Source organism: Bacillus sp. 11C (genome assembly GCF_055486375.1).
In genome coordinates, this window is the sequence record NZ_JBUPVZ010000016.1 from 1 (window position 1) to 16779 (window position 16779).

Annotated in this window: 19 protein-coding genes and 1 rRNA gene; 3 read left to right on the top strand and 17 right to left on the bottom strand. The window is 42.5% G+C overall.

Features of this window, described 5'->3' with window-relative positions; all coding sequences use genetic code 11:
* Window positions 1-77: ribosomal RNA gene (locus ACY3LV_RS17840) — 16S ribosomal RNA — on the bottom strand; the annotation flags it as partial.
* A gap of 415 nt (window positions 78-492) precedes the next feature.
* On the opposite strand from ACY3LV_RS17840, the gene pdaB reads away from it, so the two are divergent.
* Window positions 493-1257: a polysaccharide deacetylase family sporulation protein PdaB gene (pdaB, locus tag ACY3LV_RS17845; protein WP_333562244.1), complete on the top strand. Its 765-nt coding sequence runs from the start codon at window positions 493-495 to the stop codon at window positions 1255-1257.
* Here pdaB and kbaA read toward each other — a convergent pair whose 3' ends face one another.
* A complete protein-coding gene (kbaA, locus tag ACY3LV_RS17850; protein WP_202329135.1) occupies window positions 1258-1854 on the bottom strand; it encodes a KinB-signaling pathway activation protein in 597 nt (198 codons plus the stop codon).
* A 109-nt stretch (window positions 1855-1963) separates the two neighbouring features.
* Here kbaA and gerD point away from each other — a divergent pair, with 109 nt between their 5' ends.
* Window positions 1964-2521: a spore germination lipoprotein GerD gene (gene gerD / locus ACY3LV_RS17855; RefSeq protein ID WP_464864264.1), complete on the top strand. Its 558-nt coding sequence runs from the start codon at window positions 1964-1966 to the stop codon at window positions 2519-2521.
* 36 nt (window positions 2522-2557) lie between these two features.
* Here gerD and salA read toward each other — a convergent pair whose 3' ends face one another.
* The 9 genes from salA to ACY3LV_RS17900 form a co-directional block, all read right to left on the bottom strand.
* Window positions 2558-3616: an iron-sulfur carrier protein/transcriptional regulator SalA gene (salA, locus tag ACY3LV_RS17860; protein ID WP_333562245.1), complete on the bottom strand. Its 1059-nt coding sequence runs from the start codon at window positions 3614-3616 to the stop codon at window positions 2558-2560.
* 95 nt (window positions 3617-3711) lie between these two features.
* Entirely contained in the window at window positions 3712-4425 is a 714-nt protein-coding gene (gene cwlD, locus ACY3LV_RS17865) for an N-acetylmuramoyl-L-alanine amidase CwlD (protein ID WP_333562246.1), read from the bottom strand.
* Between the two features lie 60 nt (window positions 4426-4485).
* Window positions 4486-4929, bottom strand: coding sequence for a YbaK family protein (locus tag ACY3LV_RS17870; RefSeq protein WP_087991710.1), 444 nt, complete (start codon window positions 4927-4929; stop codon window positions 4486-4488).
* A gap of 196 nt (window positions 4930-5125) precedes the next feature.
* Window positions 5126-5893, bottom strand: coding sequence for a class I SAM-dependent methyltransferase (locus ACY3LV_RS17875; RefSeq protein WP_333562247.1), 768 nt, complete (start codon window positions 5891-5893; stop codon window positions 5126-5128).
* Window positions 5894-6039: 146 nt separating this feature from the next.
* Window positions 6040-7017, bottom strand: coding sequence for a dipeptide ABC transporter ATP-binding protein (locus ACY3LV_RS17880; protein ID WP_333562248.1), 978 nt, complete (start codon window positions 7015-7017; stop codon window positions 6040-6042).
* The gene (locus ACY3LV_RS17885) at window positions 7007-8005 is read right to left on the bottom strand and encodes an ABC transporter ATP-binding protein (protein WP_333562249.1); all 999 of its coding nucleotides are present in this window, start codon (window positions 8003-8005) and stop codon (window positions 7007-7009) included. The genes ACY3LV_RS17880 and ACY3LV_RS17885 overlap by 11 nt, the downstream gene beginning before the upstream one ends.
* An 11-nt stretch (window positions 8006-8016) precedes the next feature.
* Window positions 8017-8889 (bottom strand): ABC transporter permease subunit, encoded by an 873-nt coding sequence (locus ACY3LV_RS17890; RefSeq protein ID WP_333562250.1) that lies wholly within the window; start codon window positions 8887-8889, stop codon window positions 8017-8019.
* Between the two features lie 15 nt (window positions 8890-8904).
* A complete protein-coding gene (gsiC, locus tag ACY3LV_RS17895) occupies window positions 8905-9828 on the bottom strand; it encodes a glutathione ABC transporter permease GsiC (protein ID WP_333519450.1) in 924 nt (307 codons plus the stop codon).
* A gap of 91 nt (window positions 9829-9919) precedes the next feature.
* Window positions 9920-11497 (bottom strand): glutathione ABC transporter substrate-binding protein, encoded by a 1578-nt coding sequence (locus ACY3LV_RS17900; protein WP_464864265.1) that lies wholly within the window; start codon window positions 11495-11497, stop codon window positions 9920-9922.
* Window positions 11498-11648: 151 nt separating this feature from the next.
* On the opposite strand from ACY3LV_RS17900, the gene ACY3LV_RS17905 reads away from it, so the two are divergent.
* Window positions 11649-12389, top strand: coding sequence for a gamma-glutamyl-gamma-aminobutyrate hydrolase family protein (locus ACY3LV_RS17905; protein WP_464864266.1), 741 nt, complete (start codon window positions 11649-11651; stop codon window positions 12387-12389).
* A gap of 94 nt (window positions 12390-12483) precedes the next feature.
* Here the strand turns inward: ACY3LV_RS17905 and rpsI are convergent, their stop codons facing one another.
* The 6 genes from rpsI to ACY3LV_RS17935 form a co-directional block, all read right to left on the bottom strand.
* On the bottom strand, window positions 12484-12876 hold the full coding sequence (rpsI, locus tag ACY3LV_RS17910; RefSeq protein WP_003225846.1) for a 30S ribosomal protein S9: 393 nt from the start codon (window positions 12874-12876) through the stop codon (window positions 12484-12486).
* A gap of 20 nt (window positions 12877-12896) precedes the next feature.
* Complete coding sequence (gene rplM / locus ACY3LV_RS17915) at window positions 12897-13334, bottom strand: 50S ribosomal protein L13 (protein ID WP_003225844.1); 438 nt, start codon at window positions 13332-13334, stop codon at window positions 12897-12899.
* 161 nt (window positions 13335-13495) lie between these two features.
* Window positions 13496-14239 (bottom strand): tRNA pseudouridine(38-40) synthase TruA, encoded by a 744-nt coding sequence (truA, locus tag ACY3LV_RS17920; RefSeq protein WP_333562252.1) that lies wholly within the window; start codon window positions 14237-14239, stop codon window positions 13496-13498.
* A gap of 10 nt (window positions 14240-14249) precedes the next feature.
* A complete protein-coding gene (locus tag ACY3LV_RS17925; protein ID WP_333562253.1) occupies window positions 14250-15047 on the bottom strand; it encodes an energy-coupling factor transporter transmembrane protein EcfT in 798 nt (265 codons plus the stop codon).
* Complete coding sequence (locus ACY3LV_RS17930) at window positions 15044-15913, bottom strand: energy-coupling factor ABC transporter ATP-binding protein (protein WP_333562254.1); 870 nt, start codon at window positions 15911-15913, stop codon at window positions 15044-15046. The genes ACY3LV_RS17925 and ACY3LV_RS17930 overlap by 4 nt, the downstream gene beginning before the upstream one ends.
* The gene (locus ACY3LV_RS17935) at window positions 15889-16734 is read right to left on the bottom strand and encodes an energy-coupling factor ABC transporter ATP-binding protein (protein ID WP_464864267.1); all 846 of its coding nucleotides are present in this window, start codon (window positions 16732-16734) and stop codon (window positions 15889-15891) included. Before ACY3LV_RS17935 ends, ACY3LV_RS17930 begins: the two co-directional genes overlap by 25 nt.
* Window positions 16735-16779: the final 45 nt, after the last annotated feature.

Here is a 16779-nt window from a genome sequence, read left to right on the forward strand (position 1 = left end):
CCATCTGTCCGCTCGACTTGCATGTATTAGGCACGCCGCCAGCGTTCGTCCTGAGCCAGGATCAAACTCTCCGATAAAATGGATCACAGGTTAAGCTCACCGCATCCTGCGGTGACACCTGTGTGACCTGCGTCGTGCAGGCCTAGTTTGACTGACTACGCACATCGCTGTGCGATTTATAAAAAATGAATTAACAGGTACGTTTTGTCTTGTTTAGTTTTCAAAGATCATCACTGCCACTTAACGAAGCAGCTTTATTAATATAACATTCAGCTTCTTTTAAGTCAATAACTTTTTTCAAAGCATTTAATGAAGCTTTTAATTGTTGTCAGCTGTTTATCAGCGACGAATAATAATATATCACGGATATTATCAAAAGGTCAACACCTAATTTAAGCTGTATACAAAGATACATTTTATGGGTTATATTCAATCGGCCATGCTCATAAGATGTAATACAAGAACAATGGACAAGATAAGGAGGCATCATCAGTGAATCACTTCTATGTGTGGCACATTAAACGAGTGAAACAATTTATCATTATACTTATCGCCGCATTTGCAGCAGCCAGCTTTTTTTATATCCAAAGAGCTGTCCCGCTTCCCGTGTTTTCAACTGACACCGGACCTAAAGCCATTTATAAAGGAGAAACAGATTCGAAAGACGTTGCCCTTACTTTTGATATCAGCTGGGGTGATGAAAAAGCCGAACCTATACTTAATACTCTGAAGGCGAACGGGATTAAAAATGCGACGTTTTTTCTTTCCGCTTCTTGGGCTGAACGCCACCCCGACACAGTGGCGCGTATCGTGAAGGACGGCCATCAAATAGGGAGCATGGGCTACGCCTATAAAAACTATGCCAATTTAGAGAGCAGCGAAATAAAAAAGGACATTAACCGTGCGCAAACTGCCTTTGAAAAGTTAGGGATCAAAGACATGCAGCTATTAAGACCCCCTACCGGACAATTCAACAAGAATGTTCTAACGGTCGCAAAGCAATACAACTATACGGTCGTTCATTACAGCATAAACTCTCAGGATTGGACGAATCCCGGAGTTGAAAAAATCATCGATAATGTGACCCAGCAAGTTTCCGGAGGAGACATTGTTCTTTTACACGCCTCCGATTCGGCAAAACAAACAGAAGAAGCGCTGCCCGATATCATCCATCAGCTGAGAGAAAAAGGATTAAAAAATGTAACCGTAGGTGATCTCATTGCAAATTCTGATGCCAAATCCTCAGAGATAAAGTAATTACTTCGCTGCAAACTTTGGCAGCATCAGCAATTGGAAAGCATTACACGCCATTAACGGAAAAAGCATTAAATAAAGCCAGTCCTCATCATTTACTCTTAACGCAGGGAACCATTCTAATGCAGTAATCACAACCATTAAAAACAATGATGACACAAACGTTTTTTTAGGGGACTGCTTTTGCTTTATATATGCTGTTACCACCCCAAAGATCAGTAAAAATACCGGTAACCACGCATAACCAGTCAGCGATTCTCCGCTCTCTCCAAAAAATAAAAACCGCACGTACATTAAATCAAAAGCAACAAACAAGATGAAAAACAACTGAAGCAAATTCCACAAAGATGAGGATCTTAATATCTCAAGTGCAAACCGGTGAACGGTTAAAAAAACGAAAAACCCCATTTGGCTGATTACACTAAAAATCATGCCAACTCCAACAAACCAAAATAACACAGAGAAAATCTGCCCCGCTTCGAATTCTAGAAACAGCCCCTTATATCCTCCCCATTTTAAAGCAAAACCCACAATACCCGTGATGACCGCTCCGACAGCTAAATTAGAAAAGAAAAAACGAACCAAACCACGGCTTTTCATTTCTTTCATCCACCCCTCAAGAATCGCAAACCGCGATATTTTGTTATGTATAATTCTAAACAGATGAATCATATTAAAAGTAAGACAAGTATGTGAAAGGAGCTTAACCATGTCAAAAGCCAAAACGCTATTGATAAGCTGTTTTTTGTTATTATCTGTAACAGCTTGTGCTCCAAAAGACCAAGCAGCGGATATGGACTATGATCAGACTAAAAAAATGGTTGTTGATATATTAAAAACTGATGATGGAAAGAAAGCCATTAAGGAATTATTAAACGATGATGCGATGAATGAAGCGTTGGTGATTGACCAAGATGCGATTAAAGGAACGATAGTAAAAACACTCACCTCTAAAAAAGGAGAAGAATTTTGGAAAAACATCTTTGAAGACACTGATTTTGCCGAAGGTTTTGCGAAAACTCTTCAAAAAGAGCATGAAAAAGTGATAAAAAAACTGATGAAGGACCCGGATTATCAGAAGATGCTGATGGACGTTATGCAGGATCCAGGCATGAATAAAAAGTACAGCCAACTGGCAAAAAGCCAAGAATTCCGCAGTTACTTAGAAGAGGTTATTAACGAAACACTTTCTAGTCCGCTTTACAAAAAACAGTTCGAAGATGAACTGAAAAAAGCAGCAAAAGAAACCGCCAAAGAAAGTGAATAAAAGGAGAGCCGGGATATAGAATCCCGGTTCGCCTTTTTATACTTGCACTGACATTTTGTCAACTATTTTTTTTGCGATGTCCTGATATATTTCTCCTATAGGATGGCTTTTGTCATATACAGACGGAGCAAATTGACCCTTATCCCAATCAGGTTGTTTCAACGGGATTCTGCCAAGCAAAGGCACATTCAATTCCTCGGCTAGTTTATCTCCGCCGCCTTTTCCAAAGACGTATTCTCTTTCCCCTGTCTTTGCGCTTTCATAATAAGCCATGTTCTCTATAACACCAACAACTTCATGATCAGTTTTAATTGCCATAGAGCCTGCTCTAGCCGCTACAAAAGCAGCTGTAGGGTGCGGCGTTGATACGATGATTTCTTTGCAGCTCGGAAGCATTGTATGTACATCGAGAGCAACGTCCCCTGTTCCAGGCGGAAGATCAAGAACAATATAGTCTACTTCTCCCCACTCTACTTCATGGAAAAAGTTGTTCAGCATTTTACCAAGCATTGGCCCTCTCCAAACGACCGGCGCATTTTCTTCTACGAAGAAGCCCATTGACATCACCTTTACCCCAAAGCGTTCAACAGGAAGAAGTTTCTCTCCTTCAATAGTCGGACGCACAGTGATGCCCATCATATCCGGCACACTGAAGCCATAAATATCCGCATCAATTAAACCGACCTTTTTCCCTAGACGAGCCAGAGCAATAGCAAGATTTACTGACACAGTCGACTTGCCTACGCCGCCTTTTCCGCTTGCTACAGCAAGAAAGACTGGCGGATTATCCATATTTAATAATGTTTTTTTCTCAGCTGACGGCGCCCGGAACTTATCAACCGTTTCCTCAGGCAGCTCTTCAAATCGAAGGCCGACTGTCTCTGCGCCTGCCCCTTTTAAGACGTTTACGATCTCTTGCTGAATCTGCATTTGTTCTGCGGTTCCGGTTTTTGCAAGAGCGACTTTTACACTGACATGCCGTTTTTCAGGCTTTATTTTAATTTCCTTAACGGCATCCAATTCTCCCAGAGGTCTTTGAAGAAAAGGTTCGCGCATTTCACCGACTAGTTTTCTTACTTCATCTTCTCTTATCATCGAACCTCACCCTTTTGTGTATTCGTTTTCAAGCAATATTATATCATACATAATTGGCAGGTGTCTTATGCTTAGAACCATAAGAAAACCCTCCTTTACTCTGGAGGGTCTCCTTTTTCTGTGTAATATCGCATAATGCCTTTATATATGGAAGATGCCACCTTGTCCTGATATTTCGAATTCCCGAGCAGCTTTGCTTCACTTGGATTGGATAAAAACCCGACTTCTATAAGCGCTCCCGGTTTGGTGACGTTTTGCATTAAGTAGACACCATGAATCCGCTTTGCTTTCCGGGTTGTGTTTTCCAGGTTGCTTCTCAATTCATCCTGAATGTATTTCGCGACCTTCTCATTTTCTGCGTATTTTCCGAAATAAAAGCTTTGGGCTCCGCTCCACTTTTGCGAAGGAATCGCATTGAGATGGATACTGATATAGAGTTCAGCCTCTGAATGGTTTATTAATTTGACCCGCTGTCTCAAATCTTCCGCTTTTCGTCTGCTATAGCCCTTCGTTCCTTCTGGAGCGAGATCGGTATCACTTTCCCTGGTCATAATGACAAGCGCCCCTTGTTCCTGAAGGTAGTCCCTGACTCTAAAGGCCACTTCCAGGGTTACATCCTTCTCTAACAGCTTTCCGCCGACTGCTCCGCCGTCAGGGCCGCCATGACCTGGGTCCAGATAAATAATTTTCCCGCTCAAGGGCAGACTCCACGGCTCCCATGAATCGTTATTGCTGAACTGATACTTAAATAGAAATAGTAATACGATGAAGCCTAGCAAAAAACCGAGCCATTTAAGCTTTCTCCTCATCCCTTCCCCTCCCGCTTGTCCGTTACTACTATAACTATGGGACAGGGCCGGGAAATATGATTATCGCATGCGAAGCTTACACTGTTTTTCTCTTTGGACAAACCCCTCTGTCCACCAGTCTTTAATGAACTTTCGTGCTGCTTCATAAACCGTATTTTTATCAAATGTTGCGTATTGCTCGTGTATCCAATTATAGAGATAATCAAAAAACTCCATACGCAGCTCTTCTTCTTCACTTGCTGAGCGGGCACTAATGCTCTGCATGGATTCCCCGTAATAGCCGAATATCCCAAAACGCCCGCCTAACAAATAAGCTTCTATCGCAAAATCAATACAGCCTTCGCTGATAATATCTCTTTCATCATCTAAAAACGGGAATAATGGTTCCAAACAGTCCTTAACAGACAGAATAATTTGCCTCAGAGAGAGTTCTTTAAGCAAGTTCTTTTCTAATTCATAATCCTTTTGGCGTTTCACATCCATAAAAGACAGTACCTCTGCCATACAAATTCACTCTCCTTTTACCGGTTATTTTGAGGTTTGGATGGTGAAACCATGCCCGAATTCGGTTGGAAATTCGCCCAAATGAAGGTGCAGAGACCGGTAAAAAGAAGGGGATTTAGAAGCTTTCTACAGAGGATAGAACAAATGTTCTTTCTATAGCATTATAAAAGCAGCCCCTCTAATAGGTTGCTGCTTTTCATACTTTCACACTTCTTGTTGCAGAATATGTATGAATATATTGGTCCAATACAAAACCGCCTTTATCTTCATAAAAGCCAGTGACGATAAAACCGGCATCAATTTGGCCCTTGATTTGGTCTTCTAAGGAATGGCCGAATTCCAGAGCTTCTTTATTTTCAATCAGTTTTTTCACTTTATGTTTTGGAAGATCTTCTGGGTCGGCATATGGAATAGAGTGTTTTACTTTTAAAATGCCTTGCTGTTCTAATTCTACATCAAACAGAAATACGACAGGATTGACAAAACCCGAGATTAGAGCGCCGTTTCTTTTCAGCACACGGTGGGCTTCCTTCCAGACCGGGAGGACATTCTCAACAAAAACATTAGCAACAGGATGTACAATGATATCAAATGATTCATCCTGAAATTGACTGAGATCGTCCATGCTTCCTTTGACAGGATGTATCGCGAGACAATCGCGCTCAGCAACCATTCTATCCTGATCCAGCTGCTTTTCCGAGTTATCTAATACAGTGACATCCGCTCCTGCGGCTGCCAAAATCGGACCCTGCTGGCCGCCACCTGATGCTAAACAGAGAACTTTCAGCCCGTTGACAGGGGGAAACCAATCCCTCGGTACATCTTTCATTGGTGTCACTCTTATATCCCAATTTCCTTTTTTCGCTTGTTCGATGACATGCTGCTCGACAGCAACAGTCCATTCATTACCTGTTTCTACTTTTTGATCCCAAGCTTTGCTATTATGATCTACTAACGCATTCATGAATCGTTCTCCTTACTTTAATGTATAGAGTATAACAAATATTTCTAGATTGTTATCGCTTTCCCTTTGCATATTTAGAAAAAAGTTCATAGAAACGCAAAAAAACCACAAAGGAGATGTGATTTTTTTGGCTAGGGATTATCATATCATTTTTTTGAATCATATAAATGACAAAATACTTGGTGCTGCTCGGACATATTGCTTAGCATCGGCATCTCTGTTTTACATTGCCCCATGACAACTGGGCACCTCGTATGAAACGGACAGCCGGCCGGCGGATTTGAAGGACTAGGCAAATCACCTTTCAGCACAATACGTTCCTTTCTGCGATGCGGGTCTGGGATCGGGACAGCTGACAGCAGCGCTTTCGTATACGGATGCTTCGGATTCTGTATAATTGAATCGCGATCGCCAACTTCAACCAGTTTGCCAAGGTACATGACACCTATACGGTCGCTTATAAAATCAACAACACTTAAATCGTGTGCTATAAACAGGTAGGTTAAACCAAATTCCTTCTGCAAGTCTTTCATCAAGTTAAGTATCTGCGATTGGATCGATACATCGAGTGCGGAAACAGCTTCATCTGCAATGATCAGCTTCGGATTAACAGCGAGAGCCCGGGCGATTCCGATTCTTTGTCTTTGCCCGCCGCTGAATTCATGCGGAAAACGACTGCCGTGCTGACGGGACAGCCCCACCGTATCCAGAAGCTGATGCACTTTTCTTTCACGTTCAGAAGAAGTCATGAGTCCATGAACAATCAACGGTTCTTCAATGATTTCTTTCACTCTCATTCTGGGATTCAATGAGGCGTAAGGATCTTGAAATACCATTTGAAAATCTTTGCGCAAACTACGCACGTTTTTATCATTCATTTTTGTAATATCCTGTCCATTAAACAGAATACTGCCTTCAGTAGGCTCTAGCAGCTTCATTAACATCCGTCCGGTTGTCGACTTTCCGCATCCGCTCTCTCCGACCAGGCCGAAAGTTTCTCCGCGATTAATTGTAAATGATATATCATCAACCGCTCTCACGGGCTTTGATTTTTTAAAAAGTCCCGATGAATCCGCAAAGATTTTTTTCAAGTGTTTCACTTCAACTAAAGGTTCATGATTCATATACTTGCTCCTCCTTTCGCCCATTTTCATTAAGCCAGCATCGGCTTGTTCTTCCTTCCCCCACGTTTAGCAGCGGCGGTTCTTTTTTCAGGCATTTATCAAAGACAAACGGACAGCGTGATGCAAATTTGCATCCAGCCGGCCAATCCTCTGCCATCGGAACATTGCCTTGGATAGAATGCAAACGTTCCTGTCGCTTTCCGATTCGAGGGATGGATTCCAGCAGCCCTTTTGTATACGGATGCTTCGGATCATCAAACAGATCATAAACCGAGCCTTGTTCTACAATTCTTCCTGCATACATTACAGCCACTCGATCACACGTTTCAGCGATGACGCCAAGATCATGTGTGATCAACAATATCGATGTGCCGTGTTTCTCCTGCATATCTTTCATGACATCTAGTATTTGGGCTTGAATCGTCACATCAAGTGCTGTCGTAGGTTCATCTGCGATTAATAATTTAGGCGAACAAGACATGGCCATGGCGATCATGACGCGCTGTCTCATTCCTCCGGACAACTGGTGAGGGTATTGTTGTAAAATTTCATCAGCCCTTGAAATACCGACTTGGGTCAGCATTGAAACTGCATGTTCATCCGCTTTCTTTCGTGAATATTTGAGATGCTTTTTAATCGCCTCTCTTAGCTGATTCCCTATCGTTAGAACAGGATTCAATGAAGTCATCGGCTCTTGGAATATCATGGCGATCTCTTTTCCACGCAGTTCCCGCACTTCTTTTTCTGAAAGATCTAATAGGTCTTTGCCGTCAAAATGAATTGATCCGCCGACTATCTTTCCCGGTGTGTCTTTTAACAGTTTCATAATGGATAAAGAGGTGACGCTTTTTCCGCTCCCGGACTCACCGACAATACCCAGAATTTCACCTTCGTTTATCGTAAAATCAACTCCGTCAACTGCAGGAATTTCTTTACCGTTTACAAAAAAACTCGTCCGTAGCTGATTGACGCTTAATATCGGTTTCATTCATTTACCTCCTAATCCTTTATCTTAGGATCAAGTGCATCCCGGAGTCCGTCACCAAGCAAATTAAAAGCTAAAACGGTGAGAAATATTGCAAGTCCCGGAAAAATCGTCACATGCGGAGCTGTGTTTAAGTAGTTATGCCCATCACTCAGCATAGCGCCCCATTCAGGAGTAGAGGGATCTGCTCCTAATCCTAAAAAGCTAAGTCCTGCCGCTATTAAAATAGCAGAACCGATTCTCATTGTGAAATACACGATAATCGTTGAGAACGTACCCGGCAAAACGTGTTTAAGAATAATGCGTGTATCTTTAGCACCTGTTGATTTTGCCGCTTCCACGTACAGGCTTGATTTCATCTCCAGCACACTGCTTCGAACAATCCGCGCAAATACAGGCACGCTGAATATAGCAACTGCAAAGATTACATTCATCAAACCTGTTCCAAGTATTGCGATAATACCGATTGCCAGCAGCATTCCCGGAAAAGCTAATAAAATATCACAGAATCGCATAATCAAACTATCAATCCACTTACCAAAATAGCCGCTTATAATGCCAAGTGCACTCCCGGCTAAAGCTCCCAAAAAAACAGAAGACAAACCAACAGATAAGGAAATTCTCGCTCCAACTAATATCCTGCTGAAGATATCCCTTCCGTATGCATCGGTTCCCGCCAAATGAGCTGCTGAAGGCTTTAAAAATAATTGGCCGTAATCGACTTTTGCAGGTTCATATGGCACAAAATACTGGCCGAATAATGCGACAATAAATAATAGCAAAAGAAATACAGCGGATATCAGCGATACTTTTTGCTTTTTAAAAGAAACCCAAAAATCATGGAACCTGCTGCTTTTTGCCGGCTTCTCAACATGTTTTATCTCCATTTGATATCCTCCTTCCTATGATCCGTAGCGTACTTTCGGGTTCAGCCAGCCATATAACAAATCAACAATTAAATTAATGAGTAGAAATTCAAAAGAAAATAATAAAAGTTCAGCTTGTATAACCGGGTAATCCCTTGACACAATTGAATTAATTAACAGACGGCCCAATCCGGGCCAGCTGAATAACGTTTCTGTAATGATTGATCCGCTAAGCATAAATCCGAACTGTAATCCAGTCATCGTGACAACCGGAATCATCGCATTTCTGAAGGCATGCTTCATGAGAACTGTATATTCATGCAGGCCTTTAGCTCTGCTCGTCCGGATATAATCATTCTTTAACACATCCATGACTGCTGATCTTGTAAAGCGGGCAATGATAGCTGCAACTCCTGCTCCTAGCGTAATAGAAGGAAGAATATAATGTTTCCAAGAGTCTATTCCGCCTGTAGGAAGCCAGCCTAATTGAACGGAAAACAACTGCATGAGCATAAGCCCCAGCCAGAAAGAAGGAATAGATATCGCTGAAACGGCAAAAACCATTGTAATATGATCCTGCCACTTGTTTCTTTTGACAGCTGAAATCAATCCGATTGGAATTCCGAATAGCAGGGACCAAAACATGCTCACAACTGTCAGCCAAAATGTCGGCATAAACCGCTCAGACAACATCTCTGCCACAGGTCTTCCCGCCTGAATAGACGTTCCTAAATCTCCTTGAAAGAGATTGGACATATATGAGATGTATTGTTGATATAAAGGCTGATCTAAGCCATATTTCTCTCTTACTAATTTGATTTCATCAATTGTTGCATCACTGCCTGCGATTAACCGGGCAGGATCTCCGGGAATCATATGTACAAACATAAAGACAATGACAGTAATAATGAACAAGAGAGGAATCATCAGCAATAAACGTTTGATTGAATACTTTATCATTAAGCGCCCTCCTTGACTTCAATAAAAGGAGGCTGACCCACATGAGTCTGCCTCCGGAACACGCTGGATGGGCGTCACCCAAGCTCCAGCATTATTTTTTTTCAGCCCCGCGGACATCCATCACACCTGATGGCTGCATCACCACTCCGTCGACACTGTCTTTTTTCGCATAAATTAAATCTGGTACAGCAAGGAAAACCCACGGAGCATCTTCCCATATCTGCTGCTGCGCCTTTCCATATAATTCTTTGCGTTTCGCCGTGTCAGAACTTTGTAACGCTTGGTTCAGATAGCTGTTTACAGTACCACTTTGATAGTAGGACGTGTTATAAGAATTCGGCGGGAATGCTTCCTCTCCGCCAAAGACAGGGCGAAGACCCCAATCGGCATCGCCGGTAGACGGAGACCATCCGCCATTATAAAGCTCCAGATCAGCATCTTTCGCGTTTGTAACACCCCAGATTTTATCCCCGATAGTACCGCTTTCCATAGGAACTGTTTTTAATGTAATTCCTACTTTATCAAGCTGCTGTTTATAGAATTCCATCATTTTAACCTTATCAGAGCTGTTGCCTCCCCAGATTGTTGCCTCAAAACCATTTGGATAACCCGCTTCTTTTAAAAGCTGTTTCGCTTTTTTGATGTTATATTCGTATGGTGTTTGTCCTGCGTAAAACTGTGTATCAGGTGCAACAGATGATTTCGCTTCAGAAGCATATCCGTTATATACAACTTTCAGGAAAGCTTCTTTATCAATTGCATAGTTAATAGCCTGGCGGACTTTCACATCATTAAAAGGCTTTTTCATAGTATTCATTGAAAAATACTTCACAATTAAAGACGGCTTTGTAACCAGCGACAGGCCGTCGGTGTTCTCAATTGTTTTTGAATCAGTCGGAGGTACGGGATAGATGAAATCCGCTTCTCCCGTTTGAAGCATCGCAATTCGTGCTCCATTTTCAGGAACAGGCTTAAAGACAATGTTATGTACCTTTGGAAGGTCCTTGTTCCAATAATTTTTATTGACAGTTAATTTAAGATATTCGCCGTGCTGCCATTTTTCAAATGTAAACGGTCCTGTTCCGACCGGGTGCTGTGATACTTTGTCACCATATTTTTTTATCGCATCAGGACTAATCATCATAGCTGCCGGATGAGCAAAGTTGTTGATCATCGCCGCAAATGGCTTGCTTAAAGTGACACGCACTGTATCATCATCTATTACTTTCGTTTCTTTTACTAACTCAAATAAACTATGTCGTTTTAACTTAGATTCAGGATCGGCAAGACGGTCAATGTTCGTTTTCACCGCTTCGGCATTAAAGACAGTTCCGTCTTGGAACTTGATTCCTTTCTTGAGCTTGAACGTAAACTCAGTCGAATCTTTGTTTATCTCATAGCTTTTGGCTAGGACAGGAACAACTTTGTTATCCTTATCAAAGCCTAAAAGTCCCTCCATAATAGCTGATTCAGCTGTATAAGAGGCATTATCGTTTGTATCATGAGGATCAAGCGTTGTCACATCACTTTCTAAAGCAACCGTGAATGTATCACTTGATGACCCCTTACTCTCTGAAGCTTTATCATTTTTATCGTTGTTACCGCACGCCGCTAAGAAAATACTGGTAATAAGCACAAATGACAAGCTGAATATAAACCGCTTTTTCACTTTAAACCCCCCCATATAAAATTGTTAAAATTTAAACTAATTGAACAATAGTGTATACTACAAGAGAAGCGTCATATTGTCAATAATGCTGATAAGTTTAATAAGCTTTATGGCAGTCTGCAGTATAGTCAGTTGGAAGGAATGAGTATAGATGAAACCTGTTATCGGCATATCAGGGAGTATCATCATTGATCAAGGCGGGCGTTTCCCAGGTTATAAGCGCGCCTATGTAAATGATACATACGTTCAATCTGTTTTAGATGCGGGAGGCGTCCCTTTTATCGTGCCTGTTATAAATGATGAAGAAACAATCGATCAGATGATACAGCAAATAGATGGGCTTGTGATGTCAGGAGGGCATGATGTTAACCCCCTCCTTTACGGTGAGGAGCCTCTTGCTAAGCAAGGTTCAGTTTTTCCCGAGCGAGATGAATTTGATCAATTACTAATAAAAAAAGCCATTGCTGCCGACAAACCAGTATTTGCCATTTGCAGAGGATTGCAAATTTTGAATGTCGCGTATGGCGGCTCTATTTACCAAGATCTATCTTATATTAAGAATGCATCTATTAAACATGATCAGTACAATAATACCAAGGTTCCCACTCATACCATTGACATTGAAACGGGTACGCACCTTCATTCTATATTTGGAGATACAGCGCTGGTCAATTCGTTCCATCACCAAGCGATTAAAGATGTGGCTCCCGGGTTCCTTATATCTGCACGGGCACGGGATGAAGTCATTGAAGCAATCGAAATGGAGAGCAGCACATTTGTGCTTGGGGTTCAGTGGCATCCAGAAATGTTGACAAAAGAATATCCGCTCATGCTGATGCTATTCGAAACTTTAGTGGAGAAAGCCAATCAGCAAAAAGCGGCCGTTTTATAAAGCAAAAAGCAGAAGCACTCATATAGGCTTCTGCTTTTTTATAAGGATATAAAAAAGCTCCCAACCCAAGGTTGAGAGCTTCGAAAACGTAAAATTAACGTTTTGAGAACTGAGGTGCACGACGAGCGCCTTTAAGACCGTATTTTTTACGTTCTTTCATACGAGCGTCACGAGTCAGAAGACCAGCGCGTTTAAGTGTTGCACGGTATTCTGGATCTGCTTCAAGCAAAGCACGAGCGATACCATGACGGATTGCTCCAGCTTGACCAGATAAGCCGCCTCCATGTACGTTTACTAAAACATCATAAGTACCAGCTGTTTCAGTCAAAGTTAATGGTTGTTTGATATCTTCGATTAGAGCTGGAGATGGGATGTGCTCGCTGATTTCACGATTATTAACGACGATACGACCTTCTCCTGGAACTAAGCGCACACGCGCTACAGAGCTTTTACGACGGCCAGTACCGTAATATTGAACCTGTGCCAAATTGGTAACCTCCTTTTTAATTAACCGCGAAGTTCGTAAACTTCAGGTTTTTGTGCTTCATGTGGATGCTCAGAACCACGGTATACGTTCAATTTTTTGAACATTTGACGACCTAGAGAACCTTTTGGAAGCATGCCTTTGATAGCAAGCTCAAGCATTTTCTCAGGGTAGTTTGTACGCATTTCAAGAGCAGTTCTTGATTTTAATCCGCCTGGATGTTGAGTGTGACGGTAGTAGATTTTGTCAGTTAACTTTTTACCAGTTAACTCGATTTTTTCCGCGTTGATGATGATCACATGATCTCCAGTATCAACGTGCGGTGTGTAAGTCGGTTTGTGTTTTCCGCGAAGGATAGATGCAACTTCTGTAGAAAGACGTCCTAGAGTCTTGCCAGCAGCATCAACAACTAACCACTTGCGTTCAATAGTACTTGCGTTAGCCATAGGTGTTGTACGCATTGAATTTCCCTCCTAAATGATCTGTCATTTTCAATAAACTTCGATTACGTTCTATTTCACAACACAATAAGTTCCGGGGCTTATCGTGGGGTTGAAATACATACCATATGATATCTTATAACTTTATGCAGACTCTGTCAAGAAAATATTACACACCTGGTTTAGTTGTCATAGAAAACGTTCCATAAATATAGCCCGTGCCCCGGCGCTGTGCGCCCTGCCGCTTCGCGATCCTTCGCTTCCAGCATGGATTTCACATCATTGGGAGAAATTTTGCCAATACCTGCATCAAGCAAAGTACCCGCAATAATTCTGACCATATTATATAAGAAACCGCTGCCTGTGATCCGCATTTGCAGGCCGTCATCTGTCTCAGTCCAATCAAGTTCGTAAATCGTTCTTACCTTGTCCTGCACTTCTGTTTTAACCGCGCAAAAGCTCGTAAAATCATGCGTCCCTAAAAGATGCTTTGCCGCTTCTCTCATGTTCTGCACATTAAGGTGATATGAAAAATGGTAAGCGTAATGCCGTTTAAATACGTCCGGGTGTTTATCCGTGTATACAAAGTAGCGATATTCTTTTTTCACTGCGCTAAATCGTGCATGGAACCCATCATCCGCAATTTCCGCCTGTTTGACTGCGATATCGTCCGGAAGCAGTGCATTTAAAGCATACGGCCATCTCTCTGCCGGGATAGACAGCGGTGTATCAAAATGAATCACCTGTCCGGCTGCGTGAACCCCGCTGTCTGTTCTTCCTGACGATACGACCGGAATTCTTTCTTTCAACTTATGCAGGACAGCTAAAGCCTTCTCCAGTTCACTCTGAACCGTTCGTTTGCCCGGCTGAACCTGATAACCGTTAAACAAATGTCCGTCATAAGAAATCGTGCATTTCAGTCTCATACCAGCACCTCTAAGCCCTTAAGAAAAATAACAAAGCAGCCAATACCATCAAGCTGACAATGACAGAAGTATCTTTTCCTGTCCATACAAGCTTTCTATATTTCGTACGTCCCTCTCCGCTTTGATAGCCTCTTGCTTCCATTGCCACCGCAAGCTCCTCGGCACGTTTGAATGCACTGACGAAGAGAGGGACAAGAAGCGGGACAATAGCCTTTACTCTGTCTTTGACAGGGCCGCTTGTAAAATCAACACCTCGCGCCATCTGAGCCTTCATGATCTTATCTGTCTCCTCCATCAAGGTCGGGATAAACCGCAAAGAAATTGACATCATAAGAGCCAGCTCGTGCACAGGAAGCTTTACTTTTTTTAATGGATTCAGCAGCTGTTCCATTCCATCGGTAATCTCAATCGGAGTAGTCGTTAGTGTTAGTAAGGTTGTGATTAAAATCAGATAGACGAATCTTAGAGAAATGAATATCCCTTGAACCAAACCGCCCTCATAGACTTTGAAAACGCCTAATTGAAAGATAATCGGTCCTTCGTGTGTCATTAAAATGTGAAGAAGGAACGTGAAAAGGACAATCCAGATAATAGGCTTCAACCCTTTCATTAAAAAAGAGAAAGGAACTCTTGTTAAAGAAACGACGCCCGCTGTAAATAATCCAAGCAGTGCATATGTCTGTACATTATTGGCTAAGAATACGATACAAACAAATAAAAAGATCGTGATGAGCTTTGTTCTGGGGTCAAGCCGGTGCACAAGTGAAGAGCCCGGTACATACTTGCCGATAATCATGCTGTCCATCATAAGGTTTTCTCCCCATGAAAGAGAGTACGGATTTCAGCAGCGGCATCTTCAATCGTGAGCATAGGCTCTTTAAATTTGACGCCAAGTGCAGCTTCCAGCTGTCTTTGGAATTTGATCGTTTCCGGAAGATCCAGCCCCCAGCCAGCCATCTCTTCACCTTTTAAAAACAGATCACGCGGACTGCCTGAAGCTTGTATCGTTCCTTTATGCATGACAATCATTTCATCAGCGTATGCAGCGGCATCCTCCATGCTGTGAGTCACAAGGATCGTCGTCAGGTTTCCCCGTTGATGAAGCTCATAAAACATGTCCATTATCTCTTTTCGACCTCTTGGATCCAAACCAGCAGTCGGTTCATCCAAAACAAGCACTTCAGGATCCATTGCAAGTACGCCGGCAATTGCAACTCTGCGCATTTGTCCCCCGCTTAATTCAAAAGGCGATCTGTCCAGAAGCTCTTCTGATAAACCTACAAGCTTCAGCATCTCTCTCGCTCTTTGTTCAGCAGCCTCTTTTTTTAAACCAAAATTCATTGGTCCGAACGAAATATCTTTGAGAACTGTTTCTTCGAATAATTGATGTTCAGGAAATTGGAAAACGATTCCGACTTTTTTGCGAAGGGCTTTCAGCTCTTTATTCTTTTTCCCTGCCTGAATGACAGTGCTGTCTAGTGATATCTGTCCCTTCGTCGGCTTCAGAAGACCATTCAGGTGCTGAAGAAGAGTGGACTTGCCAGAGCCTGTATGCCCGATAACGGCTACGTAGCTTCCTTCTTTAATCGATGCATTGATGTCATACAGTGCAAGGCGCTCAAACGGCGTCTTCATCTGATAGCGATGCTCTACATCTTTGATTGTAATGTCCATAGCTCTTTCACCAGCCCTTCCTGAGTCAAATGATTTTCTTCCAGTGCCAGTCCATTTTCACGTAATAGCAGGCTAAGCTGGAATGAGAAGGGTAAATCAAGCCCGATTCGAACAAGTTCCTTATTCAATTTAAAAATCTCTTCAGGCGTCCCTTCGGCATGTTTCTTACCGCCATTCATGACAATGATTCGATCTGCTTTTGCCGCCTCATTCAAATCATGTGTGATGGAAATGACAGTTGCCATGCCCTGTTCCTTTAAGTGTCTTACCGTTTCAAGCACTTCTTCTCGCCCAATCGGGTCAAGCATAGATGTTGCTTCATCTAAGATAATAATATCAGGACGTGCGGCAATAACTCCCGCAATCGCAACTCTCTGCTTTTGGCCTCCGGAGAGATGGTGCGGCTCTTGATCGAGAAAATCTTGCATATTCACCTGTTTTACTGCCCAGTCTACTCTCTCAATCATTTCTTCCCGCGGTACACCATTGTTTTCTAAACCAAAAGCCACATCATCGCGAACCGTCGTTCCGACAAATTGGTTATCCGGATTTTGAAAGACCATACCAATCTTCTTACGCACTTCCCAAACCGATTCCTCTGTCAATTGAATCCCGGCAACCTTGATATCACCTGATTCAGGAAGGATTAAACCATTCAAAGTCCGGGCCAGTGTTGATTTTCCTGAACCGTTATGACCTACAATAGCAAGCCATTCACCCTCATACACCTGCAGGGAGACGCCGTCTAGTGCTCGCCTTTCTGCGTCTTTCCGATATCGAAATACGATATCCTCTACCGATATCAACTGATTTTGATTCATGGAAAACCGGCCTCCTCTCAGCTAACGCTCTGCTATTCTCTCTAT

What these genes read in the sequence shown, in the direction of transcription:
- ACY3LV_RS17935 (WP_464864267.1), bottom strand. Translation starts at nt 16,734, where the DNA reads ATGAATCAAAATCAGTTGATATCGGTAGAGGATATCGTATTTCGATAT.
- rplM (WP_003225844.1), bottom strand. Translation starts at nt 13,334, where the DNA reads ATGCGTACAACACCTATGGCTAACGCAAGTACTATTGAACGCAAGTGG.
- salA (WP_333562245.1), bottom strand. Translation starts at nt 3,616, where the DNA reads ATGATAAGAGAAGATGAAGTAAGAAAACTAGTCGGTGAAATGCGCGAA.
- ACY3LV_RS17930 (WP_333562254.1), bottom strand. Translation starts at nt 15,913, where the DNA reads ATGGACATTACAATCAAAGATGTAGAGCATCGCTATCAGATGAAGACG.
- truA (WP_333562252.1), bottom strand. Translation starts at nt 14,239, where the DNA reads ATGAGACTGAAATGCACGATTTCTTATGACGGACATTTGTTTAACGGT.
- ACY3LV_RS17890 (WP_333562250.1), bottom strand. Translation starts at nt 8,889, where the DNA reads ATGGAGATAAAACATGTTGAGAAGCCGGCAAAAAGCAGCAGGTTCCAT.
- gerD (WP_464864264.1), top strand. Translation starts at nt 1,964, where the DNA reads ATGTCAAAAGCCAAAACGCTATTGATAAGCTGTTTTTTGTTATTATCT.
- ACY3LV_RS17905 (WP_464864266.1), top strand. Translation starts at nt 11,649, where the DNA reads ATGAAACCTGTTATCGGCATATCAGGGAGTATCATCATTGATCAAGGC.
- ACY3LV_RS17885 (WP_333562249.1), bottom strand. Translation starts at nt 8,005, where the DNA reads ATGAAACCGATATTAAGCGTCAATCAGCTACGGACGAGTTTTTTTGTA.
- ACY3LV_RS17870 (WP_087991710.1), bottom strand. Translation starts at nt 4,929, where the DNA reads ATGGCAGAGGTACTGTCTTTTATGGATGTGAAACGCCAAAAGGATTAT.
- ACY3LV_RS17925 (WP_333562253.1), bottom strand. Translation starts at nt 15,047, where the DNA reads ATGATGGACAGCATGATTATCGGCAAGTATGTACCGGGCTCTTCACTT.
- ACY3LV_RS17875 (WP_333562247.1), bottom strand. Translation starts at nt 5,893, where the DNA reads ATGAATGCGTTAGTAGATCATAATAGCAAAGCTTGGGATCAAAAAGTA.
- kbaA (WP_202329135.1), bottom strand. Translation starts at nt 1,854, where the DNA reads ATGAAAAGCCGTGGTTTGGTTCGTTTTTTCTTTTCTAATTTAGCTGTC.
- cwlD (WP_333562246.1), bottom strand. Translation starts at nt 4,425, where the DNA reads ATGAGGAGAAAGCTTAAATGGCTCGGTTTTTTGCTAGGCTTCATCGTA.
- gsiC (WP_333519450.1), bottom strand. Translation starts at nt 9,828, where the DNA reads ATGATAAAGTATTCAATCAAACGTTTATTGCTGATGATTCCTCTCTTG.
- ACY3LV_RS17880 (WP_333562248.1), bottom strand. Translation starts at nt 7,017, where the DNA reads ATGAATCATGAACCTTTAGTTGAAGTGAAACACTTGAAAAAAATCTTT.